The organism is Halovulum marinum (genome assembly GCF_009697225.1).
GTDB classification, from domain to species: Bacteria; Pseudomonadota; Alphaproteobacteria; order Rhodobacterales; family Rhodobacteraceae; genus Halovulum; species Halovulum marinum.
In genome coordinates, this window is sequence record NZ_WIND01000003.1 from 192696 (window position 1) to 214800 (window position 22105).

Genomic DNA, 22105 nt, shown 5'->3' on the forward strand with positions numbered 1-22105 from the left:
CAGGCGCACGGGGCAGGCGTCGGATGCCTCCGGCGGGGATATTTGGAGACGGTGGAAGGGGGGCTCATTGCAGCGCCTCGAGCTTGGCCGGATCGAAGTGAAGCACTAGGCAAGATATTGATACCACTACTCCCATTCGCTTAGAGCTTCGTTGATCTCGCGAATGATACGATCATTTGCTTCATCGGTCGCAAAGTCCGGGTTTGTAAACTTCCAAGTCTCTCCGTTAGGATCATTCGATAGTGGCTGAACTCCCAAGCTGTGCAGCACGGAACGAATTTTATCGGCCGCCTCATAGTTCCGCCGGCTTCTCTCTTCACTCCACTTGAAAACCGCCTCATAGATCGCATCGCGAGCATCGCTGGAAAGCCACGGCAGATCAAAGAGAGCATCATAATCTGCCTGGTGCGCTAGCAGGCCGAGCAGGTTCGCGCCGCAAACCAGTTCGTCTATACGTCCCGCTTTTTCAAGTTCGAACAGGACTCCCATAGCACCTGGCGTATCGAGGTCATTGGCCAAGTGTTTGATCACTTCTTGCGGGGCGGCCACATTCCTATTGTGACTTTCGGGCGGCCCAACTAGCGACCACCAGCGCTTTAGGTGATTTCGGGCAATTTGCGCCTTTTCGTTAGTCCAATCCATGGGCTTACGATAGTGCGTCATAAGCAGCACGAAGCGGATCACCTCGCCCGGGATGTCCTGGTCCAGCAGGTCGCGGACGGTGAAGAAGTTGCCCAGGCTCTTCGACATCTTCCTGCCCTCGACCTGCAGCATCTCGTTGTGCAGCCAGGTGCGCGCGAAGGTGCCGTCGCCGCAGGCGCAGGTGGACTGGGCGATTTCGTTCTCGTGGTGCGGAAACTGCAGATCGATGCCGCCGGCGTGGATGTCGAAGCTCTCGCCCAGGATCGCGCGCGCCATCGCCGAGCATTCGATGTGCCAGCCGGGCCGGCCGCGGCCCCAGGGGCTGTCCCAGCCCGGGGTCTCGTCGTCCGAGGGTTTCCACAGCACGAAGTCCATCGGATCGCGCTTGTAGGGCGCGACCTCGACCCGCGCGCCGGCGATCATGTCGTCGAGGCTGCGGCCCGAGAGCCGCCCGTAGCCGGGGTATTTGGAAACCTCGAACAGCACGTGCCCTTCGGCCGCATAGGCGCAGCCCTGCGCGATCAGCTCCCCGATCATCGCGACCATCTGGCCGATGTAGTCGGTGGCGCGCGGCTCGTGCGTCGGCCGCAGCGCGCCCAGCGCGTCCATGTCGTCGTGATACCAGCCGATCGTCTGGTCGGTCAGCGCGCGCACGATCGCGGTCAGCGGCCGCGCATCGCCCGCCGCCTGCATCTCGCGCGCCCGCGCGTTGATCTTGTCGTCGACGTCGGTGAAGTTGCGCACGAAGGTCACATGGCCCGCGCCGTAAGCCTGCCGCAGCAGGCGGTAGAGTACGTCGTAGACCACCACCGGGCGCGCATTGCCCAGGTGCGCGCGGTCGTAGACCGTCGGCCCGCACTGGTAGAGCCGCACGTTCGCCGGGTCGAGCGGGCGGAACGCCTCCTTGCGGCGGGTCAGCGTGTTGTGAAGCTGGATCTCGGTCATGGCGCGGGGTCCGGGCGGGTTCGGGCCCGCGGCGGCCTGCCAGTCTTCGGGAAGAAAAGGACGACGCGCCGCGGACGGATGTCAGCGGATAATGCAGATCTCGGCGATGGTGCGGGCGCGGCTCGTCATGGGCCGGGACCATGCCCCTATGGGCGCCGAAACGCAAGTTGTAATCGCCCGGTGCCGGGCGCAGGCTGCCGGCAGCAATCAGGAGAGCCGCCATGCACGATCCCGGCCCCGCCTTCCGCGCCCTTCACCGCCCGGGCGATCCGTTCATCCTGGCCAACGCCTGGGACGCCGGCTCGGCGCGGATGCTGGCGGCGCTGGGGGCGGAGGCGATCGGCACCACCTCGGCCGGGCACGCCTTCACCCTGGGCCGGCCCGACATGGGCCACGTCAGCCGCGACGAGGCGCTGGCCCATGCCGAGGCGCTGGTGACGGCGACGCCGCTGCCGGTGTCGGGGGATCTGGAGAACGGCTATGGCGCCGCGCCGGAGGTGGTGGCCGAGACCGTGCGCCTGGCCTGCGCGGCGGGTCTGGCGGGATGCTCGATCGAGGACACCGACCTGCCCGGCAGCGGCGCCTATGACCGTGCCGACGCGGTCGAGCGGATCCGCGCCGCCGCCGCCGCCGCCCGCGCCCTGCCCCGCGACTTCGTGCTGCTGGCGCGCGCCGACGGGGTGATGACCGGCGCCTACGGCATGGACGAGGCGCAGGTGCGCGCGCTGGCCTTCGCCGCGGCCGGCGCCGACGCGGTCTACGTGCCGCTGCCGCCGGACATGGCGGCGCTGGCGGCGCTGTGCCGGGCGGTGCCGGTGCCGGTGAACGCGCTGGCGGCGGGCAGCTTCGCGCGCCGCACGCGCGCCGAGTTCGCCGCCGCCGGAGTGGCGCGTATCTCGCTGGGCTCGGCGCTGGCGCGGGCCACGCACCGGGTAATCGCCGAGACGGCGCGGGCGATGTTCGACAAGGGAGAGTTTGCCGGCCTCGGCGGCATCGCCGGGGACGCGGTGGACGCGCTGCTGCGGGACGGCGCGCGTCAGTGACCCGGGCCCGCACGGGGCCCGGGACGGTCCGATCCGGGGATCAGAACTTGAACGAGACTTTCGCCGCGACGGTGTTGGCGTCGACGTCCACGCCGCTGTCGTCGAAATCGTCGAAGCTGTGGTACAGGTACTCGACACCGGCGATGATGTTGTCGGTGACCATGTAGTCGACACCGGCACCGGCAACCCAGCCGAAGTCGCTGAGGGTGCTGCCGCCGACGTCGGCTTCAGCGTAGGCTCCACCGGCAGTACCGTAGAGCAGCGCCTTGCCGATCTCGTAACCGGCTTTCGCCTTCAGGCGGCCGATCTGGTCGATCGTGTCGCTGGAGCCGTCCAGTTCGAGGTTGGCGAAGTTGTAGTCCAGTTCGGCACCGACGACCCATTTGCCGAGGTCGTAGTTGTAGCCGGCCTGCGCGCCGCCCAGGACACCGTCGAAGTCGGTGCCGTCAGCGTCGCCGAAGCCGTAGCCCAGCTGCGCACCGACATACGGGCCGGTCCAGTCGACGCCCAGCGGGGCGACGGGGACCGGGGCCGGCGCGATGACCGGCTGATCGATGGGCGCCGGCGCCAGACCGCCCGCGAACGCGGGGGTGGCGGCGGCGAAAACTGCAGAAAGTGCAATCAGATGACGTTTCATTCTCTTTCTCCCTTGGTTGTAGGGTGAGGCTCATGTAGCCGAACCGTTACCGGACGCCACCCCCAAACAGGGTAACATTGCCGACATAACCGGTCACATGAATTGCATCGGCAAATCCCCGCTCAGTCTCGGCGGCGGTCTGCCGAGGCATCGGCCACAGTCGGCAAAAAAATGCACCGAAGTGCGGCGGCGGGGGTTGCGCCCGCCAGACGGAGAGTCTAGATCGCGCCAGCCGTTGGGGAATAGTTTAACGGTAGAACAGCGGACTCTGACTCCGTCGGTCCTGGTTCGAATCCAGGTTCCCCAGCCAGCCCTCCTCAGATCGGAACGAATCGCCCCGGGCGGCTAGGCGCCGCGCCGCGCCGTGCGGGGCGCGGCGGCGCGCAGCCGCTCTTCGGCCATGGCGTGGGCGATGCGATTCGTCGGCCGGCCGGTGCGCTCGGCGCGGCGGAAGATCTCGGACAGCACCTGCGGTATCGTCGCCAGACGCTCCAGCACGGCGGCGCGGTCGCAGCCGCCGGGCGCCAGTTCGGCGGCGACGTTGATCAGGCCGCCGGCGTTGAGCACGAAGTCCGGCGCGTAGAGGATGCCGCGCTCGCGAAGCGCCGCGGCGTCATCGCGCTCGGCCAGCTGGTTGTTCGCCGCGCCGGCGACCACCTTCGCCCGCAACGCCGGGATCGTCGCCCGCGACAGCACCGCGCCCAGCGCGCAGGGTGCGGCGACGTCGACCGCCGCGCTCAGCACGGTTTGCGGATCGGCCGCGCGGGCGCCAAGGCGCGTCGCCACCGCCCGCGTGCGCGCCGGATCGATGTCGGCGACGACCAGTTCGGCGCCGGCGGCGTGCAGCCGCTCGCACAGCGCGCCGCCGACCGCGCCCAGCCCCTGCACCGCGACCCGCAGCCCGGAGAGATCGCCGCGCTGCAGCCGGTGACGCACAGCGGCGCACAGGCCGAGGAACACGCCGTGCGCGGTGACCGGCGACGGGTTGCCCGAGCCGCCGGCGGTGGTGCCGACGACGTTCGGGGTCCGCGCCTTGAGGTAGTCGGCATCGGCCAGCGTCAGCCCGACATCCTCGGCGGTGACGTAGCTGTCCTGCAGCTGCGCCAGCATCTCGGCGTAGGCGTCGAGCATCGCCGGGGTCTTGCCGCGCGCCGGGTCGGCCATGATCACCGCCTTGCCGCCGCCGAACGGCACCCCGGCGATGGCGGCCTTGTAGGTCATGCCGCGCGACAGGCGCAGCGCGTCGGTCAGCGCCGCCTCGAGCGTCGGGTGCGGCCATACCCGCGTGCCGCCCAGCGCCGGCCCAAGGCGGCTGTCGTGGATCGCGACGATGGCGCGCAGGCCGCGGCCCGTGTCGGTGCCCAGCACGATCCGCTCGTGCCCGTCCCAGGCGGCGAGCCGGCGCGCCTCGGCGGTGATGTCGCGCAGCTGCAGCCGGCCAGCGCCGTCGGCAGCGCGGTCGTCGGGAAAGTCGGTCAGGGCCATGCGGTATGTCTCCCGGTGTCTGCGGCGCTCAGGCGCCGTCGGTGCCGTGTTCGAGGGTGCGGATCATTGTGGTCAGGAACCGGGCCGCCTCGGCGCCGGTGACGATGCGGTGATCGAAGGTCAGCGACACCGGCAGCTTTCGCCGCGGCGCCACCCTGCCGTCGACGATGCCCGGCGCGTCGCCGATGCGGCCGGCGCCGACGATCGCCACCTGCGGCGGGATCACCGTCATCAATGCGTGACGGCCGCCGATCATGCCGAAGTTAGACAGGGTGATGGTCTGGCCGCGCATCTCGTCGCGCGGGATGGCGCGGGCCTCGATGTCGGCGCGCATCCGCTGCAGCCCGGCGCGCAGATCCTCCGCGGCGCGGTTGCCGACATCGCGCAGCACCGGCACGAACAGGCCGTCGGCGGTGTCCACGGCGATGCCCAGATCCACCGTGCGGTGCAGGTGCCGGGCCATGCGGGCGTCGTCGAACCAGGCGTTCAGCGCCGGTTCGGCGGCGCAGCCGGCGGCGATCGCGCGCGCCAGGCGGATGGTGATGTCGGCGCCCTCGGCCCAGCCGGTGATGTCGGCCTCGTCGAAGATCGCCGTGGTCGCGACGCTGTCGCGCGCCGCCGACATGTTGCGCGCCATTGCCCGGCGCACGCCGCGCAGCGGCTGCCAGGCGGCGGTGGTGCCGCCGCCGCCGCCCGCGTCCGCGGCGGCCTCGACGTCGGCGCGGGTGATCGCGCCGTCCGGGCCGCTGCCGTCGAGCGCGGCCAGATCGACGCCCCGCTCGGCCGCCAGCCGGCGCACCGCCGGCGCGGCCCTGGCCCGTCCGCCGGCGCCCGGCAGCGTGCCCACGATCGCGCCGGTATCCGCCGACGGGCCGGTGTCGATCTCGGCCAGCGGCGCGCCGATGGCGGCGATCTCGCCCGCGTCCGCCAGCAGCGCGGTGACCGTGCCGGACCACGGCGCCGGCACCTCGACCACCGCCTTGTCGGTCTCGACCGACAGCAGCGGCTGGTCGGCGACGACGTGATCGCCCGGCGAGACGTGCCAGGAGACGATCTCGGCCTCCTGCAGACCCTCGCCGAGGTCGGGAAGATGAAACGTGGTCATGCGTACTCCATCGTCCGGCGCACGGCGGCGACGATGTCCGCGGCGGCCGGCATGTAGTGGCGTTCCAGTTTCAGCAGCGGCACCACGGTGTCGGGCGCGGTCACCCGCACCACCGGCGCCAGCAGCGAGACCAGCGCGGTCTCGGCCAGCCGCGCGGCGATCTCGGCGCCGAAGCCGCCGGTGCGGGCGGCCTCGTGCACGATCACGCAGCGCCCGGTGCGCTCGACCGAGGCGCGGATCGTCGCCGCGTCCAGCGGCTTCAGCGTGCAGACGTCGATCACCTCGGCCTCGATCCCGTCCTCGGCGGACAGCGCATCGGCGGCGTCCAGCGTCTCGGTCAGCATCGCGCCCCAGGACACCAGGGTGACGTCGCTGCCGCGGCACAGCACCGCGCAGCGGTCGAGCGGCAGCGCCGCGCCGTCGTCGGCGACCTCCTCGCGCACTGCCCGGTAGATCCGCTTCGGCTCCAGGAACACCACCGGGTCCGGATCGCGGATCGCCGCCAGCAGCAGCCCGTAGGCGCGCACCGGCGAGGACGGGATCACCACCCGCAGGCCGGGGATGTGGGCGAACAGCGCCTCGGTGCTTTCGGAATGGTGTTCGGGGGCGTGGATGCCGCCGCCGTAGGGCGCGCGCAGCACCATCGGGCAGGACAGCCGGCCGCGGGTGCGGTTGCGCAGCCGCGCGGCGTGGCTGAGCATCTGGTCGAGCGCCGGGTAGACGAAGCCCATGAACTGGATCTCGCACACCGGGCGCAGGCCCTGCGCCGCCATCCCGACCGAGACCCCGGCGATCGCCGATTCCGCCAGCGGCGTGTCGCGGACCCGGTCGGCGCCGAACCGGTCGAGCAGGCCGGCGGTGGCGCGGAACACGCCGCCGTCGCGGCCGATGTCCTCGCCCAGCAGCACGACGTCCGGATCCTCGTCCAGCGCGCGGGCCAGCGCCATCGCCACCGCCTCGACCATGGTCAGCTCACCCATCGGCGCGCTCCCGGACCGCGGCGCGCTGCGCCTGCAGGTCCTCGGGCAGCGCGGCGTAGAGATCGTCGAACATCGCCGTCGCCGGTTCCGGCTCGGCCGCCAGGTAGGCCTCGGCGGCGGCCTCGACGGTGGCGCGGCACTCGGCCAGCACGCGCTCCTCGTCGGGTTTCGCCCAGGCGCCCTGCGCCACCAGGTAATTGCGCAGCCGCGCCACCGGCTCGCGCTTCCAACTGGCCGAGACCTCGGCATCGTCGCGGTAGCGCCGGGCGTCGTCGGCGGTGGTGTGGTCGGTGATGCGGTAGGTCACCGCCTCGATCAGCGTCGCGCCGCCGCCGCGGCGGGCGCGGTCAAGCGCGCGGTCGCAGGCGTGGTGCACCGCGATCACGTCGTTGCCGTCGACCTGCGCGCCCTCGATCCCGGCGGCGATGGCCTTCTGCGCCAGCGTCTGCGCGGCGCACTGCTGGCTGCGCGGAACCGAGATCGCCCACTGGTTGTTGGCGATCACGAACACCACCGGCAGGGTCCAGACCCCGGCGAACACCAGCGCCTCGGCGAAATCGCCGCGCGAGGTGGCGCCGTCGCCGCCCATCACCAGCGCGACCCGCGGCTGGCGGCGCAGCGCGAAGGCCGTCGCCACGCCGACCGCGTGCGGGAACTGGGTGCCGACGGGAATGCAGATCGGGAAATCCTCGGGCGCCGCCGCCGAGCGGCTGCCGCGTTCGCTGCCGCCCCAGTAGAGCAGGCATTCCTCGGGGGTGCCGCCGCGCCAGAACTGCGCGCCCTGGTCGCGGAAGGACGGCAGCAGCACGTCCTCGGGGCGCATCGCGCTGGCGGCGCCGACGGCCACCGCCTCCTGCCCCAGCGACGAGGCGAAGGTGCCCAGCCGCCCGGTGCGCTGCAGCGCCACCGCCTTCTCGTCGAAGATCCGGGTCAGCACCATGCCGCGGTAGAGCCGGGCGAGGAAATCGGTGTCGGCGGCGAACTCGGGCAGCGGCCCCAGCGGCCTACCGTCCGCATCGAGACAGGCGGTGCGGCGGATGCTGAAGCTGGCGACGGTTTCGACGGTGCCGGGCATCGTCTGACCTCCTGCCTTCGGAGCGCGATCGACACAGGCCGGGCCGCCGGCCACGACGGGCCAGTAACCGATGACTCTGCACTTGATAATATAGCTATTCGTGTGCAGAAAGCAAGTTTTCAAAGATTCTTTAAGTGGTCGTGATTAGTAATTAAATTAAACAAATCGGCATTTTCGCAATATAAAGTTTCGATTACTGGCCGATAGGCGACATGATCCGAATCCGCCCGTGCCGCGCGCCGGGTGGCGGACACGGTCACGGAATCGGTGAGGGAGGTGATGATCCGGCTACCGCTGCCGACGGTCGCCTGGTGCGCGCTTCATCCGGCCGGCGGCGCGGGCCGGGCGAAGACCCGGAACCGGCGCCCCGCAGGCGCGCCGGATGCGGGGGCCCGGCCAACCTCTACTGGGTGGCGAACTCGCTCTGGCGGGTCAGCACGGTGTAGTCGGACTCGACCGCCATGATCGCCACCAGCACCAGCACCGCCAGCGGCGGCAGCAGGATGGCGTAGCTGAGCGCCAGCCGCTCCCACGCCATGTGCATGAACACGGCGATGATCAGCCCCGCCTTCAGCATCATGAAGGCCAGGATCAGCCCCCAGCGCAGCAAGCCCTGGAAACCGGCGTAGTCGACCATGTAGGACGCGGCGCTGAGCACGAACAGCAGGCCCCAGACCAGCAGGTAGAGCTTGATCGGATGCTGCTGCCCCTCGGCGTGGGCCGAAGCCGGCCGCGCCGCCGCGTGCTGGTCCGTCATCGAAGTTTGCGTCACGACCGCCCCCTACCACAGATAGAAGAATGCGAAGATGAAGACCCAGACCAGGTCGACGAAGTGCCAGTACAGCCCGAGGATCTCGACCGCCTCGTAGTCGCCCTTGCCGCTGCACAGCCAGGTGCGCCGGTCCTGGTCGAATTCGCCGCGCCAGACCTTCCAGGCGACCAGCAGCAGGAAGATCACCCCGATCGACACATGCGTGCCGTGAAAGCCGGTGATCATGAAGAAGCTGGCGCCGAACTGCTCGGCCCCCCAGGGGTTGCCCCAGGGCCGGACGCCCTCGGAGATCAGCTTGGTCCACTCGAACGCCTGCATGCCGACGAAGGTCGCGCCCAGCAGTGCGGTGGCCAGCATCAGCAGCGCGGTCGGGCGGCGCGCCTTGCGGTAGGCGCTGTTGACCGCCATCGCCATCGTCCCGGACGACGAGATCAGCACGAAGGTCATGATCGCGATCAGCAGCAGCGGCAGGTTGGTGTCGCCGATGTGCAGCGAGAACACCTCGCTGGCATTCGGCCAGGCTTCGGGGGTGGAACTGCGCGCGGTCATGTAGGCGACCAGGAACACGCCGAAGATGAACGTGTCGCTGAGCAGCAGGATCCACATCATCGCCTTGCCCCAGGACACGCGCTTGAAGGCGCGCTGGTCCGAGCTCCAGTCGGCGACGAACCCGGATAGTCCCTCGCCGCTGTCCGGTGGCGCATGGCCCGTTCGTGCGTCGCTCATCGCTGCAACCTCATGTCAGCAGGGCGCCAAAAAGCGCCAGAACCTCGTTGGCCAGGCCCGAGAACAGCGCGATCAGGGCCAGCCAGACGAACAGCAGCGCATGCCAGTAGATCGCGCAGAGCGCGATCGCCGCCCGCGCCTGCGCCGAACCCGGCCGCTGCGCCTGCCGCAGCCAGACCCGACCCAGCGCCACCAGCCCGCCCAGCACATGCAGCCCGTGCAGCCCAGTGATCAGATAGACGAGGCTGCCCGCCGGCGTTCCCGACAGCACCACGCCGCCGTCGCCGAGCGCCCGCCACACGAGCCCCTGCCCGGCCAGAAACGCCAGTGTCGCCAGCGTCGCCGCGGCCAGCGCGGCGTCGCGGCGGCCGGGCTCGGCCCGCCGCGCGGCGCCGGCGGCGCGGTGCAGGGCCAGGCTGGCCGCCACCAGCGCCGCGGTGCTGAACCAGATCATCCGCGGCAGCGGCACCAGCTGCCAGGGGTATTCGTCGATCTGCATCACGAACGCCGAGCCCAGCATCGCGAACAGCCCGCCGACCACCGCCAGGAACACCGCCAGTCCCAACCGGGCCGGGGCCACCGCCACCGCCTCGGCCCGGGCCGGCGGCGCGCCGGTCTCGAGCCAGGGCTTGGACGCCAGGCGCTGCCGCGACAGCCACAGGCCGATGATCGTCGCCAGCACCAGCAGGAAGACGATCATCACGCTCACGGGCGCACCCCGTGCGGCACGGCCTGCGGGTCGGGCGTGGCCGGATCGTTCTGGGCGATGAAGTCGTCCGGCGCGCCGGGCACCGAATAGTCGTAGGCCCAGCGGTAGACCGGCGGCAGCCGGTCGCCCCAGTTGCCGTGCCGCGGCGGCACATCGGGCGTCTGCCACTCGAGCGAGGTCGCGCGCCACGGGTTGTGACCGGCATCGCGGCCCCGGCGGATGCTCCAGCCCAGGTTGAACAGGAACAGCATCTGCGCCGCGCCGACCACCAGCGCCGCCACCGTGATGAACGCGTTCAGCCCGTCGACCGGCGTGGTCAGGAACGATGCCTCGCCCAGCTCGTAATAGCGCCGCGGCACGCCGACCAGCCCGACGTAGTGCATCGGGAAGAAGATCGCGTAGGCGCCGATGAAGGTGACCCAGAAGTGGATCTGGCCCAGCGTCTCGTTCAGCATCCGCCCGGTGATCAGCGGATACCAGTGATAGATCGCGCCGAAGATCACCATGATCGGCGCCACCCCCATCACCATGTGAAAGTGCGCGACCACGAACATCGTGTCCGACAGCGGCACGTCGACCACCACGTTGCCAAGAAACAGCCCGGTCAGCCCGCCGTTGACGAAGGTGACGATGAAGCCCAGCGCGAACAGCATCGGCAGCGTCAGGTGGATGTCGCCGCGCCACAGCGTCAGCACCCAGTTGTAGACCTTGATCGCGGTCGGCACGGCGATGATCAGCGTGGTCGTGGCGAAGAAGAAGCCGAACCACGGGTGCATGCCGCTGACGTACATGTGGTGCGCCCAGACGATGAAGCTGAGCCCGCCGATGATCACGATCGCCCAGACCATCATCCGGTAGCCGAAGATGTTCTTGCGCGCATGCACCGCGATCAGGTCCGAGACGATGCCGAAGGCGGGCAGCGCGACGATGTACACCTCGGGGTGGCCGAAGAACCAGAACAGGTGCTGGAAGGCGATCGGGGTGCCGCCGCCGTAGTTGAGCTGCTCGCCGAACTCGACCAGCGCGGGCATGAAGAAGCTGGTGCCCAGCAGCCGGTCGAACATCATCATCACGCAGGCCACGAACAGTGCCGGGAACGCCAGCAGCGCCATCACCGTCGCGGTGAAGATGCCCCAGACGGTCAGCGGCAGCCGCATCATCGTCATGCCGCGGGTGCGCGCCTGCAGCACGGTAACGACGTAGTTCAGCCCGCCCATGGTGAAGCCGATGATGAACAGGATCAGCGACAGCAGCATCAGCAGGATGCCGGCCTGCGCCCCGCCCGGGGTGCCCGACATGATCGCCTGCGGCGGGTACAGCGTCCAGCCGGCGCCGGTCGGCCCGCCCGGCGCGAAGAAGCTGGACACCAGCACCAGCACCGCCGCCAGGTAGACCCAGTAGCTGAGCATGTTGACGAACGGGAACACCATGTCGCGCGCGCCGACCATCAGCGGGATCAGGTAGTTGCCGAAGCCGCCGAGGAAGATCGCGGTCAGCAGGTAGATCACCATGATCATGCCGTGCATGGTGATGAACTGGTAGTACGCCTCGGGGGTGATGAAGTCGAAGGTGCCGGGAAAGCCGAGTTGCAGCCGCATCAGCCAGGACAGCACCAGCGCCACCAGCCCGATCGCCACCGCGGTTCCCGAATACTGGATGGCGATGTACTTCGCGTCCTGCGAGAACACCCATTTGCCCAGCCAGCTGTGGGCATGCGGCGGCATGACATCGGGGACCTCGAGCGGCGGAAGGTCGGCCTCGGCCTCGTGCGGGATATCTGCCATTCTCACACTCCTGTTGCACAGACGCCGGCGACGGTCGGGCCGCCGGCCCTTTTGCGTGCGCCGCGCGCGGCGTCCCGGGCCCGGGGCTCAGGGCTCGGGGCGGTCGGCCACGCGTGTGGCCCGCGCCGGGTCGGGCACGGCGCCCGCATATTCCGCGAACGTGGGCTGACCCTGCAGCCACGCGTCGTATTCGTCCTGCTCCACCACGCGCACGAAGCCGCGCATGAAGCTGTGCGAGATGCCGCAGTATTCGGCGCACAGCACCTCGAACTCGCCGGTCCGGATCGGCTCGAACCAGTAGTAGGTGACCATCCCCGGAACCATGTCCATCTTGGCGCGGAACTCGGGCACATAGAAATTGTGCAGCACGTCGATCGAGCGCAGCAGCACCTTCACCGGCTGGTTCAGGTTCAGATAGAGATCGCCCTCGACGATGACGTCGTCCGCGCCGAACCGGTCGTGCGGGTTGACGCCGAGAGGGTTGTCGGCCGAGACGTATTCCGGGTCCGAGGTGCCGAGCTGGCCGTCCTCGCCGGGCAGCCGGTAGCTCCAGTACCACTGCTGGGCGAAGACCTCGACCTCGACCGCGTCGTCGGGCACGGTGATGAACTGCTTCCACACGAACAGCCCCGGCACCAGCATCGCCGCCACGCCGATCCCGGTGGCGACGGAAAGCCAGATCTCGAGCCGCCGGTTCTCGGGGTTGAACTCGGCCTTCCGGCCCTCGCGGTGACGGAAGCGGAACACGCAGTAGGCCATGAACAGCACCACCGCAGCGAACACCAGACCGGTGATCCAGAAGGTGATGACCAGTGTGTTGTCGATGTAGTCCCAGTCCGACGCGATCGGCGTCCACCACCACGGGCTGACAAGGTGGAACGCCACCGAAGCGACGACAATCAGGACCAGGACGAGCGCCATACGCATGTCAGAACCACCCCGAACTCACGACCGTTTGCAGAAACGCAGCAGCTGCGGGCAGGATACGTTCGGACAAAGTAATTGAAAAATGGGCAAGAAATCAAGTGTCCTTACCGGGCCGTAAAGCTGTATCGGAATGTCACGCCCGGCGACCCGGCGCGGCCAGCAAGTAGTCGCCCCGGAATTCGGGCAATGATCGCAAGACGTTGAACCGCCCGATTTCTTTGCGAAAGGACGTCCGGTCGCTCGCGCTCGGGGCGAGTGCCTGACCGCGTGGTGCCGGACCAGTATCTGCCTTGTCGCGCCCGTTCCCGGGTCCCGCGACCACCGCGCCGCGCGGCCGGGCGGCGCACGTCCCTGCCGCCGGCATCCCCGGCGCAAGCGGTGCCGCCGTTGTCGCGGCGACAGGCGGCAGCCTTGAAGGGATCGGCGTCCTGCGGCGCGGCTCCGGATGCGGCGGCAGCGGTCCAGATCGGCCTTGTCTCGCGCGATCCGCTGAGGAAGGATGCGGCACACCGGGAAACGAGGCACTGCGCGCCGCCCGGGCGGCGAAGGGGCACAGATGACCAGCGATGACGGCGAGACGGGGCTGCGGCGCGGCCTGACCAACTACGGCGACCGCGAGTTCAGCGCCTATCTGCGCCGCTCGTTCGCCAGCTCGATGGGCTACGGCTCGGAAATGCTGGACAAGCCGATCGTCGGCATCTGCCATTCGGCCAGCGGTTTCAACAACTGCCACCGGCATTTTCCCGAGCTGATCGAGGCGGTGAAGCGCGGCGTGCTGGCGGCCGGTGCGCTGCCGATCGAGTTCCCGACGATCTCGCTGGGCGAGGTGTTCCTGAGCCCGACCAGCCTGAAATACCGCAACCTGATGTCGATGGACGTCGAGGAGATGGCCCGCGCCCAGCCGATCGACGCGCTGGTGCTGCTGGGCGGCTGCGACAAGACGGTGCCGGCGCAGCTGATGGGCGCGGCCTCGGCCGACATCCCGGCGATCCAGCTGGTGGCGGGGCCGATGTCCACCGGCCGGCACCGGGGCGAGCGGCTGGGCGCATGCACCGACTGCCGGCGGTTCTGGGCGAAGTTCCGCGCCGGGCAGATCGACGCCGAGGAGATCGGCGCGGTCGAGCAGCGGCTGGCCTCGACCGCCGGCACCTGCGCGGTCATGGGAACCGCCTCGACCATGGCGGCGCTGGCCGAGACGCTGGGGATGATGCCCGCCGGCGCTGCGGCGATTCCGGCGGTCGACTCCGACCGGCTGCGCATGGCCGAGCAGACCGGGCGGATCGCGGTCGGGCTGATCGGCGCTGCCGACCGCCGCCCCAGCCGGATCATGACCCCCGAGGCGGTCGAGAACGCGCTGCGCGTGCTGCTGGCGCTGGGCGGGTCGACCAACGCGATCATCCACCTGACCGCGATCGCCGGGCGGCTGGACATCCCGGTCGATCTGGCGCGGCTGAACGCGCTGTCCGACAGCACGCCGGTACTGGTCGACCTGAAGCCGACCGGCGCCGGCTACATGGAGGACCTGCACGCCGCCGGCGGCATGCCGGCGATCCTGCGCGAGCTGCGGCACCTGCTGCACCTCGACTGCCTGACCGTCACCGGCGAGACGCTGGGCGACCGGATCGCGGCCGCCGACCCCTGGGTGGACCGCGCCTTCATCCGGCCGTTCGCCGAACCGGTGCGCGAGACCGGCGGGCTGGTCGCGCTGTTCGGCAACATCGCGCCGCGCGGCGCGATCCTGAAGCGCTCGGCCGCCGATCCGGCGCTGTTCGAGCGCGAGGGCCGGGCGGTGGTGTTCACCTCGCTCGAGGATCTGGCGGCGCGGATCGACGATCCGGACCTGGACGTGACGGAAGAGGATTTCCTGATCCTGCAGAACGCCGGCCCGACCAGCGCCGCCGCCATGCCCGAGGCCGGCTATCTGCCGATCCCGGCGAAGCTGGCGCGCGCCGGGGTCCGGGACATGATCCGGATCTCGGACGCGCGGATGAGCGGCACCGCCTACGGCACCATCGTGCTGCACGTGGCGCCGGACGCGGCCTCGGGCGGGCCGTTCGGGCTGGTGCGCGACGGCGACCGGATCCGGCTGAGCGTCGAGGACCGGAAGCTCGAGCTGCTGGTCGACGCGGCCGAGCTGGCGCGCCGCGCGGCCGCGCCGGCATCCGGCCCGGGGGCCGGGGCCGCGGCGACGCCGGCTCGCGGCTATTCGCGGCTCTACCAGGAGCAGATCCTGCAGGCCGACGAGGGCTGCGATTTCGGTTTCCTGAAGGGTACCGGCTGAGCCCGCCGCACGGCGAATAGCCGGGCCGGGTGCCGGGCGCGATACCCGCCTGTGCGGCGGCCGCGGCCGGGAGGCACAACAGGTCCGCGCGCGCCGCGATCCCGGACGCGCCCTGCCCGGCGGCGGCTGCGCGTGGCGCGCATTCAGGACCGCGTTACCGTGCACCACATTGTTCGCCCGGCGCGGGCGACGCCCCGCGCCGGGCGGTCCGGAACCATCGGCCACGGTGTGCGTTGGACCCGGGGACGCAGGGCAACTGGAAGCCGGAATGGTGGCGACGACGGAGCGCAGTCTGGAAAGCCTCGGAGCCGTCGCGAACCGGATCCGCGAAGCCGCCCGGGACGACAAGGTCTCGGTCGGCGAGTTGCTGGAGGCGCTCGGCCCGCGCAGCTTCGTGCCGCTGCTGCTGGTGCCGGCGCTGATCGCCGCCACGCCGCTGTCGGGCATCCCCGGCGTGTCCATCGTCGCCGGGCTGCTGATCGCGCTGATCTCGTTCGAGATGCTGATGAGCTATGACGAGGCCTATGTGCCACGCCGGCTGAAGCGCAGTTCGATCGACGCCGACGCGCTGCGGCGCGCGCTGGCAAAGGCGCAGCCGGTGATCGCCTGGTTCGACCGCCACACCCACAGCCGCCTGTCGTGGATGTTCCATCGACCGATGGTCTACCTGCCCAAGGTGATCTGCCTGCTGTCCGGTCTGGCGATGCCGTTCCTCGAGTTCATCCCCTTCACCTCGTCGATCCTGGCGACCGGCGTCTCGCTGCTGGCGATCGCGCTGCTGACTCGCGACGGGCTGTTCTTGCTGCTGGCGATCGTTCCCTATGGCGGTGCGCTGTTCGTCGCGCTGAGACTCGCCTGATGCGGGCCGGCCTCGCCTGCCTTGCGCTCGTGCCCGCGCTGGCCGCGTGCGAGGGGCGCCAGTCGGTGCTGGATCCCGCCGGGCGCGATGCCGCGGTCATGGCCGAGCTGTTCTGGTGGATGCTGGGCGGCGCGGTGATCCTGTGGCTGCTGGTCAACGGGCTGATGGTCTATGTCAGCCGGCTCAATCGCGACGCCCTGTCGGTGCGCGCCGCCACCCTGCTGGTGGTCGGCGGCGGCATCGTGTTCCCGACGGTGCTGCTGGCCGTGCTGCTGTCCTACGGTCTGTCGGAAATGCCCCGGCAGCTGGCGCCGGGCACCGGGCTCAGCGTCCGCGTCACCGGCGAGTTGTGGTGGTGGCGGATGGAGTACCTCCCCGAGGGTGCCGAGACGCCGGTGATCAGCGCCAACGAGCTGCGCCTGCCCGCCGGAAGCCGCAGCGAGCTGCGGCTGGGGGCGAACGAGGTGATCCACTCGTTCTGGGTGCCGGCGCTGGGCGGCAAGACCGACATGATCCCGGGCCGCGAGACGCGGATGTCGCTGGAGCCGCTGGAGCCGGGCGAGTACCGCGGGCAATGCGCCGAGTTCTGCGGCGACAGCCACGCGCTGATGGCCTTCGGCGCCGTGGTCATGGAACCCGAGGCCTTCCGCGAGTGGCTGGAGCACGAGGCGACCGACGCCGCGCCGCCCGCCACCGAAGCCGCGCGCGCCGGCCGCGCGGTGTTCCTGGCCGAAGGCTGCGGCTCGTGCCACACGGTGCGCGGCACGCCGGCGGACGGCACGATCGGGCCTGACCTGACGCACCTTGCCGGCCGCACCACGCTGGCGGCGGGGGTCCTGCCGATGACCGCCGATGCGCTGAAGCGCTGGATCGCCGACCCGCGGGCGATCAAGCCCGGCGCGCGGATGCCCGGCTTCGACCACCTGGGCGACGCCCGGCTGGACCTGCTGGCCGCCTACCTGGAGGGCCTCGAATGACCGATCATTCCCGCGACGCGGGCCTGGCGCGCCGGCTGCCCGAGGCGGTCACCCAGCCCGAGCCCGTGGGCCCGTTCCCGCCGACCGACGAAATGCTAGCCGTGCCGGTCGACCCGGCGCTGTCGCGGGAACAGGCGGACCGGCTGAAGCAGGCCTGGCACACGCCGCAGGGCTGGCGCTATCTGTCGGCGGTGAACAACACCGAGGTCGGCGTGTGGTATTCGATGACCGCCTTCGGCTTCATGCTGGCGGCGGGGGTGCTGGCGCTGCTGATGCGAGTCCAGCTGGCGGTGCCGGAAAACGACTTCCTGTCGGCCGAGCGGTTCAACCAGTTCTTCACCATGCACGGCTCGGCGATGATGTTCCTGTTCGCCGTGCCGATGTTCGAGGCGATCTCGATCCTGCTGCTGCCCGCCCTTCTGGGCGCACGCGACATGCCGTTCCCGCGGCTGTCGGCCTATGGCTACTGGTGCTTCCTGATCGGCGGCTTCTTCGTGCTGGGCTCGGTGCTGTTCGGCGTCGCGCCCGAAGGCGGCTGGTTCATGTACCCGCCGCTGTCGACCGAGGCCGAGGGTCTCGGGCCGGACATCTGGCTGCTGGGGCTGTCGTTCATCGAGGTCGCCTCGATCGCCGCCGCGGTGGAGCTGATCGTCGGCACCGTGAAGTGCCGGCCGCCGGGGATGCGGATCAACCTGATGCCGCTCTATGCCTGGTACGTGCTGGTGGTGGGCGGGATGATCCTGTTCGCGTTCCCGCCGCTGATCGCGGGCGACTTCCTGTTCGAGCTGCAGCGCTCGTTCGACTGGCCGTTCTTCGACCCCGAGCGCGGCGGCGACCCGCTGCTTTGGCAGCACCTGTTCTGGATCTTCGGCCACCCCGAGGTCTACATCATCTTCCTGCCGTCGATCGCGGTGGCGGCGATGATCGTGCCGACCGCCGCGCGGCGGCCGATCATGGGGTATTCGTGGATCGTGCTGTCGGCGGTGGGCACCGGCTTTCTGAGCTTCGGGCTGTGGGTGCACCACATGTTCACCACCGGGCTGCCGATGCTGTCGCTGGGCTTCTTCTCGGCTGCCTCCGAGGCGGTGGTGATCCCGACCGGGGTGCAGCTGTTCGCGTTCGTGGCGACGCTGATCGTCGGCCGGGTGAAGATCATCCTGCCGATGCTGTGGATCGCCGGCGCGCTGGCGGTCTTCACCGCCGGCGGGCTGACCGGGGTGATGCTGGCGCTGGCGCCGTTCAACTGGCAGGTCCACGACACCTACTTCATCGTCGCGCACCTGCACTACACCCTGTTCGGCGGCATGGTGTTCCCGATCATCGGCGGCGTCTACTACTTCTACCCGTCGATCAGGAAGAAGAAGCTGTCCGAGCGGCTGGGGCGCTGGTCGTTCTGGCTGACCTTCACCGGCTTCAACATCACCTTCCTGCCGATGCACCTGACCGGGCTGAAGGGCATGCCGCGGCGGGTCTTCACCTATCCGGGAGACATCGGCTGGGACTGGCTGAACCTGGTCTCGACGCTGGGCGCCTTCGTGGTCGCCGCCGGCATCCTGGTGTTCGCCTGGGATCTGGTACGCCCGAAAGGCCACCAGCCGCTGGCCGCGCGCAACCCCTGGAACGGCGGCACGCTGGAATGGTCGCACGACGTGCCGGCGCAGGCCTGGGGCGTGCGCTCGGTGCCGTATGTGCGCTCGCGCTATCCGCTGTGGGACGATCCGGGTTTCCTCGAGCGGCTCGACGCCGGGCGGTTCTACATCCCCGACGCGCCCGAGGGCCTGCGCGAGACGATCGTCACCTCGGCGATCGACGCGCGGCCGCAACATGTGGCGCGGATCACCGGGCCGAGCTGGAGCCCGATGGTGGCGGCGGTGTTCACCGGCGGCGCGTTCATCTTCCCGACGTTCAAATGGTACCTGGCGGCCGGGATCTCCGGCGCGTTCGCCGTTGCGACGGTGATCTACTGGCTGTGGACCGCGACCGCACGGGTGCCCGAGGCGCCGACCAAGGACGCCGGGCTGGGCCTGCGGCTGCCAACCTACGTCTCGGGCCCGAAGGCGCCGGGGTGGTGGGCGGTGTTCATCACCATGCTCGGCGACGCGACGGCCTTCGCCAGCCTGGTGTTCGGCGTGTTCTTCTACTGGACAGCACGCCCGGATTTTCCGCCGGCCGGGGCCGAGCATGCCGACCTGCGCGCGGTCGCCGCCGCCGCCGCCGCGCTGACGCTTGCCTGGGCGACGACGCTGGGCGCGCGCGAACTGAACCGCCGGACGCTGCGCCGCGCGGCGCGCATCCTGCTGGGCGCCGGCGCGGCGCTGGCGGCGGCAGGCATCGCGGCGCTGATCCTGGCGGTGCGGCTGCCGGAGATGGACCCGACATCCCACGTCTACCCGGCGATCATGTGGGCGCTCGTGGTCTGGACCGTCGCGCACATCGGCGCCGGGCTGATCATGCAGCTTTACTGCCTGGCCGGCAGCTTCGCCGGCAGGCTCACCCCCCGTCACGACGCGGACCTGTGGAACACGACGCTGTTCTGGCACTTCCTCGTCGTCACCTGCCTGGTGACCGCCGCGGTCGTCGGCCTGCTGCCGAGGGCGCTGTGATGTTCTGGCGGCAACCGAGAGACCGAAGCCTGTGGCACATGATCCTCGCGCCGACGATCTGGGCGCTGCACTTCGTGCTGGTCTACGGCGTCACCGCGGTGCTGTGCGCGAAGTGGGACGCGGCGGATCTGGCCCGGCTGACGATCTTTGCCTCGACCGCGGTGGCGCTGACGCTGATCGTCGCCGTCGGCCGGGGGGCCTGGCGGCAGTGGGACTACCTGGACGGCTGGGACGACATCCACGATCGGCCGACCGACAACCACCGCCGCCGCTTCCTCGGCCACGTCGGCTTCCTGCTGTCGCTGGTTTCGACGATAGGCGTGATCTACGTCACGCTGCCGGCGGTGTTCGTGGAGACCTGCCGATGACCCGGGGCCTGGCCAGCGCCGTCGCCGTGCTCGCCCTCGCCGCGGCGTGGCTGACGCCCTGGGGCGCGATCGCGGGGCCGTTCCCGGCGTTCATGGCGCGGCACATGATCCTGGTCGCGATCGCCGCCCCGGCGCTGGTGCTTGCCGCGCCGGGACTGGCGCGGGCGGCGGCGGTGCCGGTGCTGGCCGGGGCGCTGATCGAATTCCTGGTGGTATGGGGCTGGCACCTGCCCCGGCTGCACACCGGCGCGCAGGGCAGCGTGCCGGTGTTCGTGGCCGAGCAGACGATGTTCCTTGCCGCCGGGCTGCTGGTCTGGGCCGGCGCGCTTGCCGCGCGCGAGCCGCTGGCCGGGGCCGGCGGGCTGCTGCTGACCTCGATGCACATGACCCTGCTGGGGGCGCTGCTGGTGCTGGCGCCGCGCGATCTGTACGCCGCCGCGGCCGGTCGCCCGGCCGATCTGGCCGGGCAGCAGGCGGGCGGTCTGCTGATGCTGGCGATCGGCACTCCGGCCTACCTTGCCGGCGGGCTGGCACTGGTCGCGCGCGCGCTCGGGAGCCGGCCGGCATGAGGTGGGTGCGTCGGCATATTGCGCGCCTGCACCCGCGTACGGCGGTGGTGACGCTGGCGGCGCTGGCCGTGCTGGGCGTGCTCGGCGCGGCGGCGGTGGTCGGCCTGGGCCTCTACAACGTCTCGGCGCATCGCGGGCACCTGCCGGGAGTGAGCTGGATGCTGGCCACGACCTTCGAGAACTCGGTCAGGTTGCGCGCGGGCGGGGACCCGCCGCCGGCGGACCTGCGCAGCGCCGAGATGGTCGCGCTGGGTGCCGGGCATTACGCCACGGCCTGCACCCCCTGCCACGCCGCCCCCGGTCAGGATCGCAGCGCAACCGTGCGGGAGATGAAACCGGAGCCGCCGCACATCGTCGAGGCGGTCAAGGGGTGGAACGCCGCCGAACTGCACTGGATCGTGCGCGAGGGGGTCAAGATGACCGGAATGCCGGGCTGGCCCTCGGACCGGGCCGACGAGGTCTGGCCGGTGGTCGCCTTCCTGCTCGAGGTCGACGCGATGACGGCGGAGGACTACCGGGCGCTGACCGCCGCGCCCGCCGGCGCGGACGAGCTTGCCGATGCCGACGGGCGCGGCGGCGCGTTCTGCACGGTCTGCCACAACAGCGACGGCGTGTCGGACAATCCGCGGATCCCGCGTCTCGACATCCTGTCCGAGGAATACATCCTGCGCAGTCTTCTGGCCTATCGCAGCGGCGCGCGCGACAGCGGGATCATGGAGCAAGCCATGTCGCTGGTCGACGAAGCCGAGATCGCCGGGCTGGCCGCGTACTTCGCCCGGAACACGCCGGAAGGGGACGGCGCCGCGCTGACCGAGACCGCCGCCCGCGGGCGCGATCTGGCCTATGCCGCCGATCCCGCGGCCGACGTGCCGGCCTGCCGGGCCTGTCACGGACCCTGGCCCGAGCCGCGCAACGCGCTGTTCCCGTCGCTTGCCGGGCAATACGCGCCCTACCTGCGGCAGCAGCTGAGGCTGTGGCGCGACGAGCAGCGCGGCGGCGGTCCCGCGGCCGAGCTGATGCGCCAGGCGTCGCGCGAGCTGACCGACGAGGACATCGCCGCGCTGGCCGCGTACTACGCGGCGCTGGCGCCGGCGAAGGAGCCGTCGGACGCGCAGGCGCGGCCAGGGGACGGCGCCGACGATCCGTGATGCGGCGCGAGGGCCACCGGTCCGAACGCCCCGCCGACCCGTCCGGCTGCCGCCCATCGCCCGCGGCAGCTGGGGGAAAACCGGCGCCGGACGAGATTTCCGGCAGTCGCCGATCAGGATGCGGCCGTGCCGTGCGACCGGGGCGGTCAGATGCTCGGCAAGATCGCGGTGCTGTTCTCGTTCCAGCTTGCCGGAGAGGTCATCGCCGCACGCTAGCGCCCGTGCCGGGCCCGGTGTTCGGTCTGGCGCCGCTGGCCGCGCTGCTCGCCCGGCGCCCGGCGCCGGCCGGGCATGTCGGGGGCACGGCGCGCACGATGCCGGCGCACCTGGTCCTGCTGGTCGGCGTCGGCATCTTCCTGATCGGGGTGCGTACCACCGGCGGCGATGACTGACGCCGCCGCGGTCCGGAGCTGCCTTTCCTCCGCGCCGCCGTGGTGGCTGAACCGCTCGATCCCGGTCTGCCCGGGCGC

General features: G+C 70.6%; 20 protein-coding genes and 1 tRNA gene. 10 read left to right on the forward strand and 11 right to left on the reverse strand.

Features of this window, described 5'->3' with window-relative positions; all coding sequences use genetic code 11:
- Nucleotides 1-126: 126 nt before the first annotated feature.
- Entirely contained in the window at nt 127-1587 is a 1461-nt protein-coding gene (gene cysS, locus GE300_RS06550) for a cysteine--tRNA ligase (protein ID WP_154445753.1), read from the reverse strand.
- Nucleotides 1588-1808: 221 nt separating this feature from the next.
- Here cysS and GE300_RS06555 point away from each other — a divergent pair, with 221 nt between their 5' ends.
- Nucleotides 1809-2630 (forward strand): isocitrate lyase/PEP mutase family protein, encoded by an 822-nt coding sequence (locus tag GE300_RS06555; protein ID WP_154445754.1) that lies wholly within the window; start codon nt 1809-1811, stop codon nt 2628-2630.
- Nucleotides 2631-2670: 40 nt separating this feature from the next.
- On the opposite strand, the gene GE300_RS06560 is transcribed toward GE300_RS06555, so the two are convergent.
- On the reverse strand, nt 2671-3267 hold the full coding sequence (locus GE300_RS06560) for an outer membrane protein (RefSeq protein WP_154445755.1): 597 nt from the start codon (nt 3265-3267) through the stop codon (nt 2671-2673).
- Nucleotides 3268-3503: 236 nt separating this feature from the next.
- Between GE300_RS06560 and GE300_RS06565 the strand changes: the two genes are divergently transcribed.
- Nucleotides 3504-3577 (forward strand) — tRNA-Gln (locus GE300_RS06565).
- A 35-nt stretch (nt 3578-3612) separates the two neighbouring features.
- Here the strand turns inward: GE300_RS06565 and GE300_RS06570 are convergent.
- The 9 genes from GE300_RS06570 to coxB form a co-directional block, all read right to left on the reverse strand.
- Nucleotides 3613-4752: a Leu/Phe/Val dehydrogenase gene (locus GE300_RS06570; protein WP_154445756.1), complete on the reverse strand. Its 1140-nt coding sequence runs from the start codon at nt 4750-4752 to the stop codon at nt 3613-3615.
- Nucleotides 4753-4780: 28 nt separating this feature from the next.
- Entirely contained in the window at nt 4781-5857 is a 1077-nt protein-coding gene (locus tag GE300_RS06575; protein ID WP_154445757.1) for a dihydrolipoamide acetyltransferase family protein, read from the reverse strand.
- Nucleotides 5854-6837: an alpha-ketoacid dehydrogenase subunit beta gene (locus GE300_RS06580; RefSeq protein ID WP_154445758.1), complete on the reverse strand. Its 984-nt coding sequence runs from the start codon at nt 6835-6837 to the stop codon at nt 5854-5856. The genes GE300_RS06575 and GE300_RS06580 overlap by 4 nt, the downstream gene beginning before the upstream one ends.
- On the reverse strand, nt 6830-7912 hold the full coding sequence (gene pdhA / locus GE300_RS06585) for a pyruvate dehydrogenase (acetyl-transferring) E1 component subunit alpha (protein ID WP_154445759.1): 1083 nt from the start codon (nt 7910-7912) through the stop codon (nt 6830-6832). The genes GE300_RS06580 and pdhA overlap by 8 nt, the downstream gene beginning before the upstream one ends.
- 403 nt (nt 7913-8315) lie before the next feature.
- Nucleotides 8316-8669 (reverse strand): cytochrome C oxidase subunit IV family protein, encoded by a 354-nt coding sequence (locus GE300_RS06590; RefSeq protein WP_154445760.1) that lies wholly within the window; start codon nt 8667-8669, stop codon nt 8316-8318.
- A 24-nt stretch (nt 8670-8693) separates the two neighbouring features.
- A complete protein-coding gene (locus GE300_RS06595) occupies nt 8694-9410 on the reverse strand; it encodes a heme-copper oxidase subunit III family protein (RefSeq protein WP_154445761.1) in 717 nt (238 codons plus the stop codon).
- Between the two features lie 10 nt (nt 9411-9420).
- Nucleotides 9421-10110, reverse strand: a complete 690-nt coding sequence (locus tag GE300_RS06600; protein ID WP_154445886.1) for a cytochrome c oxidase subunit 3 — start codon at nt 10108-10110, stop codon at nt 9421-9423.
- A gap of 5 nt (nt 10111-10115) precedes the next feature.
- On the reverse strand, nt 10116-11903 hold the full coding sequence (locus GE300_RS06605; protein ID WP_154445762.1) for a cbb3-type cytochrome c oxidase subunit I: 1788 nt from the start codon (nt 11901-11903) through the stop codon (nt 10116-10118).
- Between the two features lie 87 nt (nt 11904-11990).
- Nucleotides 11991-12830 carry a cytochrome c oxidase subunit II gene (coxB, locus tag GE300_RS06610; RefSeq protein ID WP_154445763.1) on the reverse strand — a complete coding sequence of 280 codons (840 nt, stop codon included), beginning with the start codon at nt 12828-12830 and terminating at the stop codon, nt 11991-11993.
- A gap of 556 nt (nt 12831-13386) precedes the next feature.
- On the opposite strand from coxB, the gene GE300_RS06615 reads away from it, so the two are divergent.
- The 8 genes from GE300_RS06615 (at nt 13387) to GE300_RS06650 (ending at nt 22027) form a co-directional block, all read left to right on the forward strand.
- On the forward strand, nt 13387-15111 hold the full coding sequence (locus GE300_RS06615) for a dihydroxy-acid dehydratase (protein WP_154445764.1): 1725 nt from the start codon (nt 13387-13389) through the stop codon (nt 15109-15111).
- A gap of 268 nt (nt 15112-15379) precedes the next feature.
- Nucleotides 15380-15970, forward strand: a complete 591-nt coding sequence (locus GE300_RS06620; protein ID WP_154445765.1) for an exopolysaccharide biosynthesis protein — start codon at nt 15380-15382, stop codon at nt 15968-15970.
- Nucleotides 15970-16947 carry a cytochrome c oxidase subunit II gene (locus GE300_RS06625; RefSeq protein ID WP_154445766.1) on the forward strand — a complete coding sequence of 326 codons (978 nt, stop codon included), beginning with the start codon at nt 15970-15972 and terminating at the stop codon, nt 16945-16947. Before GE300_RS06620 ends, GE300_RS06625 begins: the two co-directional genes overlap by 1 nt.
- Entirely contained in the window at nt 16944-19550 is a 2607-nt protein-coding gene (gene ctaD / locus GE300_RS06630) for a cytochrome c oxidase subunit I (RefSeq protein WP_154445767.1), read from the forward strand. The genes GE300_RS06625 and ctaD overlap by 4 nt, the downstream gene beginning before the upstream one ends.
- A 38-nt stretch (nt 19551-19588) precedes the next feature.
- The gene (locus tag GE300_RS06635) at nt 19589-19918 is read left to right on the forward strand and encodes a hypothetical protein (RefSeq protein ID WP_233416826.1); all 330 of its coding nucleotides are present in this window, start codon (nt 19589-19591) and stop codon (nt 19916-19918) included.
- Nucleotides 19915-20487, forward strand: a complete 573-nt coding sequence (locus tag GE300_RS06640; RefSeq protein WP_154445769.1) for a cytochrome c oxidase assembly protein — start codon at nt 19915-19917, stop codon at nt 20485-20487. The genes GE300_RS06635 and GE300_RS06640 overlap by 4 nt, the downstream gene beginning before the upstream one ends.
- Nucleotides 20484-21635 carry a c-type cytochrome gene (locus GE300_RS06645; protein WP_154445770.1) on the forward strand — a complete coding sequence of 384 codons (1152 nt, stop codon included), beginning with the start codon at nt 20484-20486 and terminating at the stop codon, nt 21633-21635. Before GE300_RS06640 ends, GE300_RS06645 begins: the two co-directional genes overlap by 4 nt.
- Before the next feature lie 221 nt (nt 21636-21856).
- A complete protein-coding gene (locus GE300_RS06650) occupies nt 21857-22027 on the forward strand; it encodes a hypothetical protein (protein WP_154445771.1) in 171 nt (56 codons plus the stop codon).
- Nucleotides 22028-22105: the final 78 nt, after the last annotated feature.